12 protein-coding genes and 9 tRNA genes are annotated in these 16,782 nt (G+C 69.8%); 1 reads left to right on the top strand and 20 read right to left on the bottom strand.

Annotation, left to right across the window (positions count from 1 at the left end):
- The first annotated feature begins 73 nt into the window (after nucleotides 1-73).
- Nucleotides 74-967, top strand: coding sequence for a hypothetical protein (locus G401_RS47860; RefSeq protein ID WP_051367044.1), 894 nt, complete (start codon nucleotides 74-76; stop codon nucleotides 965-967).
- 153 nt (nucleotides 968-1,120) lie between these two features.
- Here the strand turns inward: G401_RS47860 and G401_RS47855 are convergent, their stop codons facing one another.
- The 20 genes from G401_RS47855 to G401_RS56105 all read right to left on the bottom strand — a co-directional run bounded on the left by G401_RS47855 (nucleotide 1,121) and on the right by G401_RS56105 (nucleotide 16,765).
- Nucleotides 1,121-2,152: a LacI family DNA-binding transcriptional regulator gene (locus tag G401_RS47855; RefSeq protein ID WP_034592813.1), complete on the bottom strand. Its 1,032-nt coding sequence runs from the start codon at nucleotides 2,150-2,152 to the stop codon at nucleotides 1,121-1,123.
- Between the two features lie 53 nt (nucleotides 2,153-2,205).
- Nucleotides 2,206-4,614, bottom strand: a complete 2,409-nt coding sequence (locus G401_RS0123600; RefSeq protein ID WP_051367043.1) for a choice-of-anchor D domain-containing protein — start codon at nucleotides 4,612-4,614, stop codon at nucleotides 2,206-2,208.
- Nucleotides 4,615-4,804: 190 nt separating this feature from the next.
- The gene (locus G401_RS0123595; RefSeq protein ID WP_027344434.1) at nucleotides 4,805-6,442 is read right to left on the bottom strand and encodes a glycoside hydrolase family 13 protein; all 1,638 of its coding nucleotides are present in this window, start codon (nucleotides 6,440-6,442) and stop codon (nucleotides 4,805-4,807) included.
- Between the two features lie 118 nt (nucleotides 6,443-6,560).
- Nucleotides 6,561-9,482 carry a carbohydrate-binding protein gene (locus tag G401_RS47850; protein ID WP_051367042.1) on the bottom strand — a complete coding sequence of 974 codons (2,922 nt, stop codon included), beginning with the start codon at nucleotides 9,480-9,482 and terminating at the stop codon, nucleotides 6,561-6,563.
- Nucleotides 9,483-9,592: 110 nt separating this feature from the next.
- Nucleotides 9,593-10,477: a carbohydrate ABC transporter permease gene (locus G401_RS0123585; RefSeq protein ID WP_027344433.1), complete on the bottom strand. Its 885-nt coding sequence runs from the start codon at nucleotides 10,475-10,477 to the stop codon at nucleotides 9,593-9,595.
- The gene (locus G401_RS0123580) at nucleotides 10,474-11,412 is read right to left on the bottom strand and encodes a carbohydrate ABC transporter permease (protein WP_084557525.1); all 939 of its coding nucleotides are present in this window, start codon (nucleotides 11,410-11,412) and stop codon (nucleotides 10,474-10,476) included. The genes G401_RS0123585 and G401_RS0123580 overlap by 4 nt, the downstream gene beginning before the upstream one ends.
- 59 nt (nucleotides 11,413-11,471) lie before the next feature.
- Complete coding sequence (locus G401_RS0123575; protein ID WP_034592812.1) at nucleotides 11,472-12,824, bottom strand: ABC transporter substrate-binding protein; 1,353 nt, start codon at nucleotides 12,822-12,824, stop codon at nucleotides 11,472-11,474.
- Nucleotides 12,825-13,204: 380 nt separating this feature from the next.
- Entirely contained in the window at nucleotides 13,205-14,206 is a 1,002-nt protein-coding gene (locus G401_RS0123570; RefSeq protein WP_084557523.1) for a LacI family DNA-binding transcriptional regulator, read from the bottom strand.
- A gap of 68 nt (nucleotides 14,207-14,274) precedes the next feature.
- On the bottom strand, nucleotides 14,275-14,706 hold the full coding sequence (locus G401_RS0123565) for a DUF4178 domain-containing protein (RefSeq protein ID WP_027344429.1): 432 nt from the start codon (nucleotides 14,704-14,706) through the stop codon (nucleotides 14,275-14,277).
- Nucleotides 14,707-14,893: 187 nt separating this feature from the next.
- Nucleotides 14,894-15,298 (bottom strand): PIN domain nuclease, encoded by a 405-nt coding sequence (locus tag G401_RS0123560; protein WP_027344428.1) that lies wholly within the window; start codon nucleotides 15,296-15,298, stop codon nucleotides 14,894-14,896.
- Nucleotides 15,295-15,513 carry a type II toxin-antitoxin system VapB family antitoxin gene (vapB, locus tag G401_RS0123555; RefSeq protein WP_027344427.1) on the bottom strand — a complete coding sequence of 73 codons (219 nt, stop codon included), beginning with the start codon at nucleotides 15,511-15,513 and terminating at the stop codon, nucleotides 15,295-15,297. Before vapB ends, G401_RS0123560 begins: the two co-directional genes overlap by 4 nt.
- Before the next feature lie 308 nt (nucleotides 15,514-15,821).
- Nucleotides 15,822-15,895: transfer RNA gene (locus tag G401_RS0123550), tRNA-Cys, on the bottom strand.
- 6 nt (nucleotides 15,896-15,901) lie between these two features.
- Nucleotides 15,902-15,975: transfer RNA gene (locus tag G401_RS0123545), tRNA-Arg, on the bottom strand.
- A 1-nt stretch (nucleotide 15,976) separates the two neighbouring features.
- Nucleotides 15,977-16,063, bottom strand: a tRNA-Tyr gene (locus G401_RS0123540).
- Nucleotides 16,064-16,103: 40 nt separating this feature from the next.
- Nucleotides 16,104-16,180: transfer RNA gene (locus tag G401_RS0123535), tRNA-Met, on the bottom strand.
- A gap of 84 nt (nucleotides 16,181-16,264) precedes the next feature.
- Nucleotides 16,265-16,338: transfer RNA gene (locus tag G401_RS0123525), tRNA-Arg, on the bottom strand.
- Nucleotides 16,339-16,359: 21 nt separating this feature from the next.
- Nucleotides 16,360-16,434: transfer RNA gene (locus G401_RS0123520), tRNA-Asp, on the bottom strand.
- Nucleotides 16,435-16,445: 11 nt separating this feature from the next.
- Nucleotides 16,446-16,519, bottom strand: a tRNA-Leu gene (locus G401_RS0123515).
- A 94-nt stretch (nucleotides 16,520-16,613) separates the two neighbouring features.
- Nucleotides 16,614-16,687, bottom strand: a tRNA-Leu gene (locus tag G401_RS0123510).
- A 4-nt stretch (nucleotides 16,688-16,691) separates the two neighbouring features.
- Nucleotides 16,692-16,765 (bottom strand) — tRNA-Gln (locus G401_RS56105).
- Nucleotides 16,766-16,782: the final 17 nt, after the last annotated feature.

The raw sequence follows: 16,782 nt of genomic DNA, 5'->3' as shown, positions 1-16,782 counted from the left end.
AGATGCAGAATCAACAGCCATACCCGTCACACCGGCAGGACGTGTTCACCTGACCCCTCGAAAGGACGAACACATGCGTACCCATCGCATCGCCGTGTCCACCCTCAGTGTCCTTATCGGACTTGCCACCGCCGCCTCCCCCGCGAACGCGGTCACCGGCGACGGCACCCGCCAGGTCGTCGGAGCGCTGCGCGGACCCGCCGCCGTCGCCGCGGCCGGCGACGCCGCCGACGCGTTCCGCGAGGTCAACCAACAGCGCCGCCAGGCCGCCCAGGGCGGCGCGACGATCAACGCCCAGCTGCACAACTGGTGGGGCGTCTTCCCCTCATCGGCGTGGACCGGCATGACCGCCACGCACACCCTCAACCAGACCTTCCGGCTCAGCAACTCCGCAGACTACCTCTACACGCCCACGATGAAACCGCCGCACGGCTCGTGCATCGAGGTCGTCACCGTCCACACGAGAACCTACGCACAGGTCTGGGCCTGGGACTGGTGCGGCTCCGTGGCCCCCGCGGTCACCATGACCATCAACAGCACGTTCTTGGCCAAGTACGGCACCACCGTCAACGGCCGCCCGTCCTACACCGTACGCGTACAGCAGACCAACGCGGCGGCCAACACGTGGACGGCGACGCTGTACAACTACAGCACGAAAGCCTGGGACACCATGTTCACCAGCTCCGGCAGCGACCAGAGCGGCTGGGCCCAGGGCTGGGACATGTACGAGTTCTACTCCAACGTCAAGACGAACGGGCACACCTACGTCTGCGACGACATCTCAGCCGCGGGCGTGGCCTTCGAGGGCAGCTCGATCACCGTCCTGTCGGGCGGCAGCTGGATCCCGGTGGCCGCCGCCAACTCGACGTGGATGCCGTCGGCCAGCCCGAACCCCAGCGCGTACGACTGCCCGACGCTGAGTCTCAACATCGTGCACGCCAACGACGACTGGCTGGTCCACGAGTAGCCGACTCTTTCCGACGATCTTGCGCGAGTGTCCCGAATTTCGCGGCGTATGCCCGGAATGCCGGTACATTCGCGCAAGATCGTCGCAGAAGGGGGTCCGCGGCGCGGAGGCACGCGCGGGGGCGGGGCGCGGGCGGGGCGGCGTGGAAGAGGGTCAGCGGCGGGGTTTGGCGGGGGCTTTGCGGGCGGGGGCGGGGGCCGGGCCGGTGGACGACCGGACCACGAGTTCGGGCTCGAAGAGCATCTCGTCGGCGCTGACCGTGTCGCCGTCGATCTGGGCGAGCAGCAGCGCGACGGCCGCCTGTCCCATCGCCGCGGCCGGCTGGCGGATCGTGGTCAGCGGCGGGTCGGTGTGCGTCATCAGGGTCGAGTCGTCGAAGCCGACGATCGAGACGTCGGCGGGGACCTGCCGCCCGGCTCGCTTGGCGGCGCGTACGGCGCCGAGGGCGAGGGCGTCGGTGGCGCAGATGATGGCGGTGGCGTCCGACTGCAGGAGTGTGGTCGCGGCCGCCTGGCCTTCCTGCATGGTGAACCCGGCGTGCAGGACCAGGCCGTGGTCGGCGCCGGCGGGCAGGAGCGCCCGGTACGCGGCGAGCTTGCGCAGCGACGCGATGTGGTCGTGCGGGCCGAGCAGGAGGGCGATGCGCTGGTGGCCGAGGGCGGCGAGGTGTCCGTAGGCCTGTTCCAACGCGTGCTCGTCGTCGGTGGAGACGGTCGGCAGTTCCAGGCCGGGGATGGTGGCGTTCATCAGGACAACCGGCAGGCTGCGGTCGCGCAGGGCCGCGTACTGGTCGTGGTTCGCCGTCGTGTACTGGTAGGCGCCGCTGGCGAAGATGATCCCGGACACGTGCTGGTCGGCGAGGATCTCCAGGTAGTCGGCCTCGGTGACGTCCTCGCCCGCGCGGGGGCACAGGACGGGGCTGAAGCCGCGTTTGGCCAGCGCACCGGCGATGATCTCGGCCAGCGCGGGGTAGATCGGGTCGTGCATCTCCGGCAGGATCAGCCCGACCAGGCGGGCACGGTCGCCGCGGAGCTTCGCGGGCCGCTCGTAACCGAGGACGTCCAGCGCCGAGAGCACGGCCGCCCGGGTCGCGTCCGAGATGCCCGGCTTGTCGTTGAGGACCCGGGAGACGGTGGCCTGGCTGACCCCGACATGTTTCGCCACTTCGGCCAGTCTGCGTGCCACCGGGACAGTGTAGTGGGGCGCACCGGCACCGATGCGCCCCGTGGCGGGTGGGGCTATCGCGCGTACACCTCGATCTCGGAGAGCTGAGCGGCCGGCCAGCCGGTGTTGCCGGTGACCGTGAGGGTCAGCGTGCGGGCGCTGGTCGCCGGGAAGCTCAGCGTGGCGACGTTGCCGGTGTCGGGGTCGAGGGTGTAGTCGGCGGCGGCCAGCAGCGGCGCACCGTCGGCGCTGACGGCGATGGTCTCGGTACGCCCACCCCAGTTGCCGGGCAGCTTCACGACGATCCGCGAGACGGTGAACGCCTGGCCGAGGTCGACCGACAGGGTCTGCGGGAACGCGTTGTTGGCGGTCTCGAAGTAGGTGGCCGGGTCGCCGTCGACGAGATTGGCGGCGGGCAGCCAGAAGCAGCAGCTGGAACTGGCCGTGGCGGTACGCCCCAGCGCGAGGTTGCCGTCGGGGTCGAACCCGATGCCCGCGACGGCGACGACGTAGGGACCGGCGGGCGACGTGCTGTCGATGCTCAGCCGCCCGGCGAAGTTGGCGGCGGTCCGGGGTGCGAAGCCGACCGTGATCGTGCAGCTCTGCCCGGCCGCCAGGACGCCGCAGGTGTCCGCCGCGGTGAAGCCGGCCGGCGGGTGCACGGCGGTGATCCGCACCGGGCCGGGTCCCGGGTTGGTGACCGTGATCGGCCGCGTGGCGGTGCTGCCGAGGCTGCGGAAGCCGAAGTCGATCCCGTCGGCCGGCGCGACGTTCAGCTGGCCGCGCAACGGCAGCCCGCACGAGGTCGTCGACCAGCCGAGATCGCCGGCGCCCCGGGTCAGCGTGAACCCGTCGCCGCAGGCCTGTACGCCGGCCGCGCCGAGCCCGACCGCGACGACCCGCTGGAACGTGGCCGCGCCGGGGGCCTGGATCTGCACCGCGAACGTGCCCGCGCCGGTGACGGCGACCCGGTCGACCGTGACGCCCGTGATGCTCTTGCCGTAGAACTGGACGGCCGACATGGTGCTGTCGACGATCGCGGTGTCGCGTACCGAGATCGTGGCGTCGATCGGCTCGTCGGCTGCCCAGAACCAGAGGGCGCCGATCTGCACCGGATCGTTGGGAACCAGGCTGCCGGTGCGTACCAGCAGGTTGCCCGACAGCGTCGTCGTCCCGGCGAGCGGGACGGCGCCGAACCGGTTGCCGGCGTGCACACCGCCGCCCTGGGTCACGGTGTCGGCGGCGACGGAATCGCGTACGGCGTTGTCGCGGCCGCCATAGATCGCGTACGCGTTGGCGAGCAGCGGCACGGCGACCGTGTCGTGGCTGAACACGTTCCCGCTGTCGGCATGCGACGCCGACCACATGGCCATGCCGTCGTCCCCGGTGTTGCGCACGAACGTCTGCGTCACGGTGGTGTCGGAGACGCCGTCGTGCAGGTTGATCCCGTCGGCCCAGGTGTTCTGGATGCGCGCGCCGGTGACGGTCAGGCCGCTGGACGGGCCGTCGAACCACATGCCGACCTTCGTGTGCTCCACCCACACGTCGCTGATCGTCGAACCACCGCCGAGCGCGCCGCCGAACCCGCTGTCCACGGTCGCGTCGTCGCGCCCGGTCGTGGTCCCGAAGACCGCGAAACCAGCCAGGTGTACGCCGTTGCTGGGGGTCGGGGCCGCGTTGCCGAACACCCCGACGCCGTCGCCGGTGAGAACCGTGTACCACAGCCCGGCACCCTGGACGGTGACGTCGTCGACCTGGAGCCTGCGGTCGACCCGGTAGGTGCCCGGCCCGATCCACAGTGGCCGGTGCTGCTCGCGGGCGGCGTCGGCGGCGCTCTGCAGCGCGGCTCCGGAATCGGCCGCGCCGGTGGGATCGGCGCCGAAAGCCGCCGCGTCCAGCGCGCCGGCCGGGGCGGATCCGGGCGCGGCGACCATTTCGAAGTCGGCCAGATCGATGACGGCATCGGCCGCCGGGGTCAGGCGTACGCGGGTGCCGGCCGGCAGGGTACGGCCGAACATGGTGCGGACGTCGTCGAAGTAGTGGTGGTGGCCGCCGGTCGCCGGGTCGTTGCCGAACGGGTACAGCCCGTACGCGTGGGAGTACTTCGCGGTCAGGTTCAGCCGCGGTCCGGGGCGCCCGTCGACGGTGACCGCCAGGGCGACGTCGGGGCCGTCGGCGATGGAGTAGCGGACGTCCACGGCGTTGGCGGCCTTCGCGAGGACGAACTCGACGTACTCCCCCGCGTCCAGGGCGACGGCCCGCCGTCCGGACGCCTCGGCGACAAGCCGGGTGTAGCCGCGGTCGGGACCGAGGCGGCTGCCGTCGGTGCGGGCGTTCTCCGCCTGGTACTCGGTGAACGGCACGGCCGCCCCCGCTGCGTTCCCCGGCAGGGGCAGCGCGGTGCCCGGCTGGCTCGGCAGGGTCGGCACCGCCGGCTCGGCCTGCGCGGGCGCCGCCAGGCTCGCCGCGGCCAGGGCCGTCACAACCAATATTGCTGTACGCGTACGCGATCCGGGCACGGCGTGCTCCTTGGTGATGGGTGGGTGGGATGGCGGGCGGCTGGCGAGATCTTGGACGGTTGGTGCCGCCCTGGCGACACTGTTCAAGATCTCCCCAACCCGGCGAGCCGAGCGGCGCGAGCCGGGCAGTGCGAGCCGGGCAGCGCGTCGTGCTTCAGTTGTCGGTGACGCCGACCAGCCAGGCGCAGGTGTCGGCGGGCAGGCGGCCGTCCTCGATCGGCCCGCTCGCGAGCAGGAGGTCGCCCGGCGGCAGGGCGACAGGCCGCGCGGACAGGTTGACCACGCAGGTGAGGTCGCCCCGGCGGAAGGCCACGACCCCCTCCGCGGCGGACAGGCCGTCCGCGTCGAGCCAGACGAGCTCGCCGGGCAGCGCCGCGAACCGCCGGCGCAGCGCGAGCGCGGCCCGGTAGAGCGACAGCGTGGAGTCCGGGTCGGCCGACTGCGCCTCGACGGTGAGCGCCTTCCACCCGGCCGGCTGGGGCAGCCAGGGCTGCGCGGCACCGTCCGCGGAGAAGCCGAACGGCGGGCTGTCGGCCGACCACGGCAGCGGTACGCGGCAGCCGTCGCGGCCTCGGTCGGTGAAGCCCGAGCGCGGCCAGGTCGGGTCCTGCAGCTGGTCGACGGGGATGTCCTCGACCTCGGGCAGGCCGAGCTCGTCGCCCTGGTAGACGTACACGCCGCCGGGCAGGGCGAAGGTGAGCAATGCCGCCGCCCGGGCTCGCCGCAGCCCCAGGTCAGGATCGCTGGGCGCGCCGTGGCGGCGGTCGCTGACGCTGAACGTGGTGTCCTCGCGGCCGTACCGGGTGACGTGCCGGATGGTGTCGTGATTGGACAGAACCCAGGTCGGCGGCGCGTCGACCGTCCGGTGCACGGCCAGCGTCTCGTCGATCACCTTCCGCAACGCGGGCGCGGTGAACGCCCCGCACAGGAAGTCGAAGTTGAACGCCGAGTGCAGCTCGTCGGGGCGCAGGTAGCGGATGTACTGCTCGGGGGTGGGCAGCCACACCTCGCCGACGAAGACCCGCTCGCCGTCGTAGGAGTCGCTGATCCGCCGCCACGCCCGGTAGATCTCGTGGACGCCGTCGGTGTCCTGGTAGGGCAGGTCGGTCGGGTCGGGTTCGGGGCCGACGTCGGGCAGGCCGGGCTTCTTGGTCAGGCCGTGGGCCACGTCGATGCGCATGCCGTCGACGCCGAGGTCGAACCAGAACCGCAGGATGTCCTCGAACTCCGCGCGTACCGCCGGGCTCTCCCAGTTCAGGTCCGGCTGCTCGGGGGTGAACATGTGCAGGTACCAGTCACCATGAGAAGTCCGGGTCCAGGCCGGGCCGCCGAAGTAGCCCTGCCAGTCGTTGGGCGGCAGCTCGCCGTGCTCCCCCCGGCCGGGCTGGAACCAGAACCGGTCACGTTCGGGTGCCGCCGGGTCGGCCAGCGCGGCCTGGAACCAGGGGTGGCGGTCCGAGCAGTGGTTGGGCACCAGGTCGATGATCACCCGCAGGCCGTGCGCGTGCGCCTCGGCGAGGAACGCGGTGGCCTGGTCGAGGTCGCCGAAGACCGGGTCGATGTCGCGGTAGTCGGCCACGTCGTACCCGGCGTCGGCCATCGGCGAGACGTACCACGGGGTCAGCCACAGGGCGTCGACGCCGAGGCGGCGCAGGTACGGCAGGCGCGAGCGCAGGCCGGCGAGATCGCCGACGCCGTCGCCGTCGCCGTCGGCGAAGCTGCGCAGGTAGATCTGGTAGATCGCTGCGGTACGCCACCAGGCGGTGGTGCCGGTGTCGGGAGTTGCGGGCATGCGGTCGCTCCTTGGTTCGTGGCGCTGCGGTTCGGTGTGCTGCGGTTCGGTGTGCTGCGGTTCGGTGTGGTGCCCGGGGCGCCGCTACTCAGCGACAAGGCGGCGCCCCGGACGGGTGCTACCAGCCGGTGTCGCCGGGGCCGCGGGTGAAGGTGTAGCCGGTGGTGTTGGACAGCCCCCCGGAGGCGGCGCCGCTGACCGTCAGATAGGCCGCGTACGCGCTGCCGTAGGCGTTGGCCTCGATCCCGTAGGTGCCGGCGCCGGTGACGGACACGTGATCGAAGGTCAGGTTGGTGATGTTCTTCTGCCAGCTGAGCAGGATGCCCTGATAAGTGCTGTCCACGATGGACACGTCCTGGATCAGGACCGGTGCGGTGATGTCGCGCGATTCGGCGTACACCCACAGGCCGGGCTGGCTGGAGTTCCAGTCGGTGTTGAAGCCGCCGGCCCGGGTGACCGTGTTGCGGGCCACGACGGTCGTGCCGCTGAACGGCTGCGCCGCGTGCCAGGTGCTGATCGCGATGCCGGTCGCGGTGTACACCGTGTCGGAGAACAGGTTGTCCTCGATGCGGTTGCCGTTGCCGCCGTAGATCGCGGCCGTGTTGGACAGCATCGGCAGCGCGGCCGTGTTGAACGTGAAGGCGCTGTTGGTCACCGATGCCGTGTGCGACCACATCGCCAGCGCGTCGTCGCCGGTGTTGCGCAGCACGCTCTGCTCGACCCGGGTGTTGCTGACCGCGTCGTTGAGGTTGACGCCGTCGGCGAACGTGTCGCGGATGCGTACGCCGACCGCGTACAGGCCGTCGGCGGCGTTGACCCACAGGCCGGCCTTGGTGTGCTCGGCCCACACGTTGGCGATCAGCGATCCGGTGCCGAAGCTGCCGCGCATCGCCGCGTCGGTGCTGTCGGCGCCGTCGGCCTCCCGGTAGGTGACGTCCCCGGCGATGGTGAAGTCGGCGAGCTGGACGTTGTTGCCGGTGGCGTAGAACCCGCCGTGTCCGGCGGCGCCGCGGATCGTGGTGTACCACATGCCGGCGCCGCGGATCGTCACGTTGTCGACGCTGAACCGGGTCGGGAGGTCGAAGGTGCCGGCCGGGACCCAGACACTCTTGCCCTGCGCCTTCGCCGCGTTGACCGCGTTGGTGAACGCCGTCGTGTCGTCCCCGGACCCCGACGTCGCCCCGTACGCGGTGACGTCGAGCGAGTTCGCCGGGGCCGCGTACGCCGCCGCGACGTTCTCGGTGTCGATCAGGTCGACGGTGATCTGCGTACCGCCGTCGTTCTGGAGTTTCAGGACGGTGCCGACCGGATAGGTGGCGGCGAGCTTGAGCCGGGTGTCGTCGAAGAACCGGTGCCCACCGCCCAGCGACGGGTCGTTGGGGAACGGATAGCTGCCGTACACCCAGCTGTAGACCGACGACAGGGTCAGGTCGGCGATCTTCGTGCCGTTGGCGTAGACCGCCAGCGGCGCGGTGGTGCCGGTCCCGGCGGCGTTGTCGGGGATCGACGCCCGCACGACCAGCGCGTTCGCCGGCTGGGTGAGCGTGATCTGGGCGTACCTGGCGTTGTCGAGGCGTACCGCGCGGCGGCCGGACGACTCCGACGCGATCGTGCGGAAGGTGCGGTCGGGGCCGAGCACGACACCGTTGGTGCTCGCGTTCTCCGCCTCGTACTCGGTGTACGGCACCGTCGCGCCGCGGGCGGCCAGCGCCGCGCCACCGCTCACCGTGACGCTGTCGAGCTGCACGTTGCCGGAGTCACCGCTGTCGTACTGGTAACCCACGATGTTCACGCCCGCCCGCAGGGCCAGGCTCTGGGTCGCCGTCAGCCAGCCCGCTCCCGCCGCGAGGCTGATCTGCCCCGCCTTCACACCATTGGCGTACGCGCTGAGCGTCCTGGCCGAGCCGGTGCTGTTCGCGTACCGGAGGGTCACCGTGGTGGTGGCGGCGGCCGGGAGGTTCACGGTGCGGATGGCGCGGGCGCCGACGGTGGTGAAGCCGGTGAGGTAGCCGGTGCCGGTGTAGCCGGCGACGCTCGTCGCGGTGCTCACGCCGCCGGAGAAGAACGCGGTCTCCAGCTCGTAGCCCTGCCCGGTCGGCGGTGTCGTCGGGCTGCCCGTCGGGGTCGGGCTGGGGCTGGACACGGCGACGGTGATGTTGTCGAGGTTGACGTTGCCGGAGTCGGTGCCGTCGAACCTGTACGCGATCGTGTCGCTGCCGGCGTTGAGGGTCAGCGCTTCGGCGACCGTGCCCCAGGTGTCCCAGTTGGCGAGGGCCGGGAAGGTCGTCTGGCGGATCTTCGTACCGTTGACGTAGATCGACAGGGTCATGGCCGCGCCGGTCCCGTTGGCGTACCGGGCGGTCACGGTGGCGGTCCCCGCGTACGCGGCGGTGACGGTGAACGACGTCGTGGCGTTGCCCTTGTTGCCGTCGGTGTAGCCGCCGACGAACCCGGTGCCGGTGAATCCACTGTGGTCGGTGGCGACCGCGGTGCCGCCGGACAGGGCCGCCGACTCGGCTTCGTACTGCCCCGCGGGCGGGGCCCCGACGTCGGTGACGGTGAGGCTGTCCAGGTTCACGTTGCCGGAGTCGGCGGTGTCGAACTTGTACTTCACCGAGCTGCCACCGGCCGGCAGGGTCACCGTGTCGGTACGCGTACCCCAGGTGTCCCAGTTCGCGGTGGCGGGCAGGGAGATCTGGCCCGTCTTGACGTTGTTGACGTACAGCGACAGCGTCATCGTGGTGGTCGTGCCGTTGGCGTACCGCAGGGACAGTTGGTAGCCGCCCGCGGTGCCGGCGCTGACGGTGAAGGTCGTGGCGGCGTTGCCCTTGTCGGCATCGGTGTAACCGCCGACGAAGCCGGCGCCGGTATATCCACTGTGGTCGGTGGCGGTGACGGCCCCGCCGGACAGCGCGGCCGATTCGGCCTGGTAGGTGGTGGTGCCGGCGGTGGCCGTGGCGGTCCAGAGGCCGGCGGCGGCGAGGACGGCCGCGGCGGTCGCGGCGAGCAGTGCGCGCAGGGATGGAGCGGAGCGGTGCATGTGCGTTACTCCTTCCGGTGAGGGTTCCCCCGTGCGGCGGGCAGCACCGACCGGCCCGGCGGGCGCCGGGCGGCGGTGGTCTCGGTGGTGGTGGTGGGCAGGCGGGCGGTTCAGCCCTTGAGCGCTCCCGCGGACAGCCCGTTGAGGATGCTGCGCTGGAAGACCATGAAGACGATCACCATGGGGATGCTGACGATCGCCAGCCCGGCGAACATCTCGTTGGTCGTGACGTAGCCGGTGAAGGCGAGCCGGCTCAGCGCCACGTTGAAGGTCTGGGTCTGCGGGTCCTGCAGGACGAGCAGCGGCCAGAGGAAGTCCTTCCAGGACCCGATGATCGCGAAGATCGACACGACGGCCAGCACCGGCCGCGACAGCGGCAGGACGACGTTCCACAGCATCCGGAACCGGCCGGCGCCGTCGATCGCGGCCGCGTCGAGCAGGTCGTCGGGGATCTGGTCGAAGAACCGCTTGAGGACGTAGATGTTGAACGCGTTGGCCACACCCGGCAGCCACAGCGCCCACGGGGTGTTGAGCAGGTTCACCCCGAAGACCGGCACGTCGGCCACGGTCAGGTACGCCGGGACCAGCAGCGCCGACGCGGGCAGCATGAGGCTGGCGAGCATCAGCCCGAGCACCACGTTGCCGAACTTCGGCCGCAGTTTCGACAGCGCGTACGCCGCGGCGACGTCGACGGTCAGCTGCAGCAGCCACCCCCCGAGCGCGTAGTACGCCGTGTTGAGCAGGTACGGCCCGATGTTCAGCTTCTTCCAGGCGTCGACGAACGTCTCGGGATGCCAGCTGTGCGGGATGAGCGTCGGCACCGGCTGGGCCAGTTCGACCGGCGACTTCACCGCCCCGGAGACCATCCAGTACAGCGGGAACAGGAAGATCAGGACGAAGGCGACCGCCATCGCGCCGAGCACGATCCGGTAGATCAGCTTGCCGCGGCCGCGGCGCAGGTCGGCGTCGGAGATCAGGGTGCGGCTGGTGTTCATGCGTCGGCCTTCCGGGTCAGCCGCACGTACAGCGCGGAGAACGCGGCCAGCACCACGAACAGCAGCACGCTCATCGCGGCCGCCATGCCGAAGTCGTTGTTGACCGTGAACGCGTACCGGTAGATGAGGATCATGACGGTGATCGTGTCGGGATTGGTGGTGCCGGTGAGCTGGTAGGGCTCGATGAAGACCTGCATCGTCGCGATCACCTGCAACAGCAGCAGGATCAGCAGGACGAAGCGCATCTGCGGCAGGGTCACGTGGCGGATGCGCTGCCACACCGAGGCGCCGTCGAGCTCGGCGGCCTCGTACAGCTCACCGGGGATGGTGGCCAGCCCGGCCAGGTACATGATCGTGGCGCCGCCCATGTTCGCCCAGGTCGCCACCAGGACGAGCGAGATCATCGCCATCTTCGGCGACTGGGTCCAGTCCGAGGTCGGCAGGCCCACCCCCGACAGCACCGCGTTGAACAGGCCGGAACCGGGGTCGTAGAAGAACCGCCACAGCAGCACGCTCACGATCGGCGGCAGCATGACCGGCAGGTAGACCGCGAACCGGAAGAAGCCCTTGGCGTGCCGGAACTCGTTGACCACCAGCGCGATGACGAACGGCACCGCGAACCCGAACAGCAGCGCGAGCCCGGTGAACTCGAACGTGTTCTTCCACGCGGTGAGAAACAGCGGGTCGTCGAGGACCGCCCGGTAGTTGTCCAGCCCGACCCACTCCGGGTCGGTGACGAAGTTGTCCTGCTGGAACGACAGGATGATGCCCTTGACCAGCGGATACCACGAGAACAGGGCGAAGCAGACCAGTCCGACCGACAGGAACGCGTACGCCTGCAGGTTGTCGGCGATCCGCCGGCGCAGTCGACCGGCCGCGCGGGTACGCGCCGGCGGCGGCGCGAGCTCGGAGACGCTCGGCGCGAGCGTGGTCATGGCAAACCTCCTCGGGGAGGCCGGTCCCGGGCCGTCGTGCGCCCGGGACCGGCAGGGGGTCACTTGACCGCGGACAGGATCTGGTTGACCTGCTTCTCGGCGTCACCGAGCAGCTGGTCGACGTTGGCGTTGGGGTCGGTGAGGACCTTCTGCATCGCGGTGTCGAGGACCGCGTAGACCTTCTGCGCCTCCGGCGGCTCCAGCTTCAGCGGGATGGCGGCGCTGCCGGTCGCGAACGGGGCGAAGTTCTCCGACGGCACGTTGGCGTACTTCTTGGTGGCGTCGGCCCAGGTCTGCGCGGCCGCGCCGGTCCAGATGTTCGGCTGCGGCAGGCCGACGGGCTCGCCGCGCTGGGACGCCTTCTCGTTGTCGGTGGCGATCCGGTCCGGGTTGACCGTCTTCCAGCTCAGCCAGGTCAGGCCGGCCTTGATCTTCTCCGGGCTCAGGCCCGCCTTGAACATGAAGCCGTCGCCGCCGCCGAGGGTCGCCTTGCCGTCCGGGATCGCGCCCAGGCCGTAGTCCTCGTACTTGCCCTTGTACTGGCGCACGATGGTGGGGATGTTGTCCGGCGAACCGACGTACATGCCGAGCTTGCCGGCGGCCATCATCTGCAGCAGGTCGGCGTACTCCAGCAGCTGGCGCTGGCCCATGGTGTCGTCGACGAACCGCATGTCGTGCAGCTGCTGCAGGACCTGGCGGCCCTGGTCGCTGTTGAACGCGGCCTTCCAGGTGTCGCCGTCCTTGGTGGCGATGTCGCCGCCCAGCGAGTACGTCTCGGCGGTGAAGTGCCAGCCGCCGGTGTTGGACTTGCTGTAGTCGCCGTAGCCGGCGATCCCGTCGCCGAGCGCGGCGATCTTCTTGGCCGCGTCGCGGACCTCGGCCCACGTCTTGGGCGGGCTGTTGGGATCCAGGCCGGCCTTGGTGAACAGGGTGCGGTTGTAGACCAGGCCGAGGGAGTAGTTCGCCGACGGCAGGCCGTAGACCTTGCCGTCCGAACCGGTGAACACCTTCATCAGGTCGGGGTTGACGTCCTTGGTGTTCGGAAAGTCCTTGAGGTACGCCGAGATGTCGGTGACCTGGCGCTTGGCGATCAGCGACTGCGGGTCGGTGAAGTAGACGTAGAAGACGTCCTCCAGCTGGCCGCCGGCGATCTTCGCGGCGAACGTCTTCGGGTCCATGAACCCCTCGTTCGCCTTGATCTTGATGTTCGGGTTCTTGGCCTCGAACGCCTGGACGTCGGCCTCGAAGTTCGCCCGGTTGACCGTCTCGGTGGCCGGCGGCAGGCCGTTGACGGTGATCGTGACGGGGCCGGACGCGGCCTCCGGCTCCTTGCCGCCGCACGCGGCGGCCGACAGCGCCACCCCGGCAGTCATGGCCAGGATGAGCGTTCTGCCCAGCAAGCGTCGCTTCATTTTTTGCAGTCCTTCCCTATGCCCCTGCCCGGGCACCATGCCGGCCCGGCGGCCGCCGACGGCGAGGGAGCCGTGGCGTGTTAACTGCGCATTTCTCGTCAGTCGCCCGGCGGTTACGGCCGCGCGGCGTAGGCAGAAGAATAGGGAGGCGGCCGCCCGGAAGTCCAGAGGTCTTCGCAAAAAAGTTGAAGAAACTCTGTCATCTGTTTGCACAGGCTTGCATTTTCGATAGATCTCGATGGCTGGCCGCCCAGGATCCCGCTTGGATCGACCCCAAGATCCCGCTTGGATCAGGGTTGCGCACGTAATCTTGGACCAAGATTCGGGTGATTTCCCTGATCCAAGCGGGATCTTGCGGGCTGAGGAGGGGCGCGTACTACTCAGGCGGGGGCCGGGCCCGTCGTCCCCCGGACGATCAGCTCCGGCTCGAACAGGACCTCCTGCGACGGCGCCGCCCGGCCGTCGAGCTGCGCCTGCAAGGCCGACATCGCGGCCGCGGCCATCGCGCGTACCGGCTGGCGGACGGTGGTCAGCGGCGGATCGGTCACGGCCATGTACGTCGAGTCGTCGAAACCGATCACCGACACGTCGCCGGGCACCGAGAGACCCTGCTTGCGCGCGGCCCGGATCGCCCCGAGCGCCAGCGCGTCACTGCCGCACACCAGCGCCGTGACACCGGCCGCGAGCAGGCGTTGCGCCGCCGACCGGCCGCCCTCGGGCGTGAAGACGGTGTGGTCCACCCACCGCCGCCAGCGCCGCTCCCCGCGCGCCTCCCAGAACCGGCCGAACGCCGCCAGCTTGCGGGCCGACGGCACGTGGCCGCTCGGGCCGAGGATCAGCCCGACCTGGTCGTGCCCGAGCCCGGTCAGGTGGATCAGCGCCTGCTCGGCCGCGACCTCGTCATCGACGCAGATCCGGGCCACCGCGGGGTTCTCGTCGGCGGCATTGATCAGCACGATCGGCAGCTTGCGTTCGGCCAGCTGCCGGCACTGCTCCGGACCGGCGTCGACGTAACTGCTGCCGACGAACACGATCCCGCCCACCTGCTGGGCCAGCAGCATCTGGATGTAGTGCGCCTCGGAGACGCCGTCGGCGGTACGCGTACACAGCACCGGGACCAGGCCACGCTGGATCAGCGAGACGCCCAGCGCCTCGGCGAACGCCGGGAAGATCGGGTTCTGCAGGTCCGGCAGCACCAGGCCGATCAGCCGCGCCCGATCGGTGCGCACCGGCTCCGGGCGGGTGTAGCCGAACACGTCCAGGGCCGTGAGCACGGTGTCACGGGTGGCCTGGGAAACTCCGGACTTGCCGTTGAGCACGCGGCTCACGGTGGCCTCGGAGACGCCGGCGAACTTCGCCACCGCGGAAAGTCGGGTCGTCACGCCGACACCTTACCGTCCGGTGTGCAAAAAACGCCAGGGCAGTTGCAAGCATTTGCACACGGCCCGACTCAGAGGCCGGCCTGCCGGTAGCCCAGCCACACCGGGCCGCCGTCGCGGAACCACTCGGTGGCCGCCCGGATGCCGTCGCCGACGTAGTCCACGAAATGCAGCACGCCCTCCCGGTCGGCGTCGAGCTGCCCGGCGAGATCGCCGATCACGGCGTACCGGGCGGTGTCCCGCTCGACCTCCCGCAGCTTGACGTCGCCGATCCTCGGGTCGGCGGGATCGAAGCCCAGGACCCGGGCGTCGCAGCGCTGCCATTGGGCCGTCTCGGCACCGCCCGGCAGCAGCTCGACCGCCAGCCACGTGTGCTGCCCGTCGGCGGCCATCAGGTACTCCGACCACCGCTGAGTCGTCGAGACCGCGTCGAGGCGGGCCCGCACGGTCCACCACCGGCTGTCGATGAGCAACGAACTGCCGAGCGGGTGAGCGGCTGTCACGAAACGCTCCTGAGGTGTCGGAAGAACGGGGCATCGACGCAAAGCATCGTCGAGGATAGCCCGGCTCTCCGCGTACACAGTGGATGGCATCGTGGAGACCCCAGCCGGACTCGAACCGGCGACCCCATCCGTCGGTCACGCCCCTTCGCCAAGGCCTGCCTGACGTGGCTCGGCAAGCCGGTCGAAGTCAGGCGACTCGTAGCCGCTCGGTTGCCTGGCCCGTCAGATCCGCGATGAGTTCGAAGTCTTTGTCCAGATGAAGCAAGACATGGCCGGCGCGTTCCGCTGCAGCAGCGATGAGCAGATCCGGAATGCCTGGGGCGCGGTGCTGACCGTGATCGGCGAGTTGTAGCTGTACGTCTACTGCCCGCTGTTCCATGGCCGGGGTCAGATATTCGATGGGCATCAGCGACAGCGGAGGCCTGCTGGAGGCGGTCCGCAGCTCAAGAGCGGAGCGGGCAGAGAACCCGACCTCCAGGAGCGTAAGAGTCGTGATGTGAATCAGGCCTCGGCCGATGCGGTCTACCCATTCGGCAGCGTCGGGGCTGGTCGATAGGCGAACGAGCGCCGACTTGTCGATCAACCAAGTCATTGCCACGCCTGCCGCATGACTTCCTCGTCAGCCAGATCGGCGAAGCTGGTCTCAAATCGGGTCAGATCCTCGATCGAGACGGTGCCAGGCTTGTGGGCGGCCTGAGTGAGCGTCCGCCGTAGGTATTCACTGCGTGACAAGCCGAGTCGTCCGGCGTTGCTGTCGATGGCAGCGACGACCTCGTCAGGGACGTCACGAATGAGCAGGTCGGTCATGGTCGCCCCCAAGTTCACAGCGGTGATATCTCATGATATCACCGCTGTGCTCGGCGAGCCGACATGATTTTGACCGACCTGGGAGTCCCCTGCGTAGGCAGCGCTTGTGGCACATGCTCGCCGCCTTGGCGGCCACCCCGAACCGGCGAGCGGTATCGGCCTACGGCCACCCAGTTGTCGAGAACGGGGCGACTGTCCGTTCTACAGATGTCCGCCGAGGAGAGACGGTTCCGCTGGCGAAGGTCTCTGGCTATTCGAGGAGCGTCGTCGAGGACGGCCGCTCTCCGCGTACACAGTGGATGGCATCGTGGAGACCCCAGCCGGACTCGAACCGGCGTGCCTGGTTTTGCAGACCAGTTCCTGACCACTCGGACATGGGATCGTGTCGTGCCCGCGGCCGGATTCGAACCGGCGACCTTCTCCTTCGGAGGGAGACGCCCTGATCCGCTGGGCGACGCGGGCATGGTGCGGTATGAGGGATTCGAACCCGCTCAGCACGGGGGCACCTGCTTTACAGGCAGGCCCGGCTCTCCGGCGCCGGCGCTACCGCATGGGTGATCGGTGCTCCCGTCGCTGGGACGGGGGCACGTTGGGAGCGGGACGGAGATTCGAACTCCGGTCCTTCTGGTTATGAGCCAGACGCGCTTCCTGACTGCGCCATCCCGCGAGCGCGCCGGGCGGGAGTCGAACCCACCACCACCTGACCTTGGGTCAGCTGCCCCACCGACTGGGGGAACCGGCGCCCGATGCGTGCCCTCGGCAGGATTCGAACCTGCGGCCTTCTGGTTCGTAGCCAGACACTCTGATCCGCTGAGCTACGAGGGCATGATGTGGAAACTTTCTGCGCGCCTCGTACGGGATTCGAACCCGTGCTCTCCGCCGTGACAAGGCGGTGTCCACTCCAGACTGGACCGACGAAGCATCTTGCTGCGTACCCGGCGAGGGATTCGAACCCCCACCCTCCTCGTTCTAAGCGAGGCGCCTCTACCAGTTGGGCTACCCGGGCTTGGTGGACAACCGCGGTATCGAACCGCGCCCGCGCTGCTTGCAAGGCAGCGCTGCACACCTGTGCGTCGCCCATGTTCATTTGGTCGGATGCGTGTCGCGGGCGGGACTCGAACCCGCAACGACGGAGGTTTGAGCTCCGCGCCTCTGCCGGTTGGGCTACCGCGACGCGGCTCCGGGTGCGGGAATCGAACCCACGGGTTCCGCGTTCAAAGCGCGGTCACGGACGCCAGCGCCGTACCCCGGACCGTTGAAGGCTTGTCT

It is taken from the genome of Hamadaea tsunoensis DSM 44101 (assembly GCF_000428945.1).
GTDB lineage: Bacteria > Actinomycetota > Actinomycetes > Mycobacteriales > Micromonosporaceae > Hamadaea > Hamadaea tsunoensis.
This window is presented reverse-complemented; position numbering and strand designations above follow the sequence as displayed.

Coding starts and splice junctions, on each gene's coding strand:
- G401_RS0123575 (WP_034592812.1), bottom strand. CDS start 12,824: ATGAAGCGACGCTTGCTGGGCAGAACGCTCATCCTGGCCATGACTGCC.
- G401_RS47850 (WP_051367042.1), bottom strand. CDS start 9,482: ATGCACCGCTCCGCTCCATCCCTGCGCGCACTGCTCGCCGCGACCGCC.
- vapB (WP_027344427.1), bottom strand. CDS start 15,513: ATGACCGACCTGCTCATTCGTGACGTCCCTGACGAGGTCGTCGCTGCC.
- G401_RS0123580 (WP_084557525.1), bottom strand. CDS start 11,412: ATGACCACGCTCGCGCCGAGCGTCTCCGAGCTCGCGCCGCCGCCGGCG.
- G401_RS0123595 (WP_027344434.1), bottom strand. CDS start 6,442: ATGCCCGCAACTCCCGACACCGGCACCACCGCCTGGTGGCGTACCGCA.
- G401_RS0123560 (WP_027344428.1), bottom strand. CDS start 15,298: ATGACTTGGTTGATCGACAAGTCGGCGCTCGTTCGCCTATCGACCAGC.
- G401_RS0123585 (WP_027344433.1), bottom strand. CDS start 10,477: ATGAACACCAGCCGCACCCTGATCTCCGACGCCGACCTGCGCCGCGGC.
- G401_RS47860 (WP_051367044.1), top strand. CDS start 74: ATGCGTACCCATCGCATCGCCGTGTCCACCCTCAGTGTCCTTATCGGA.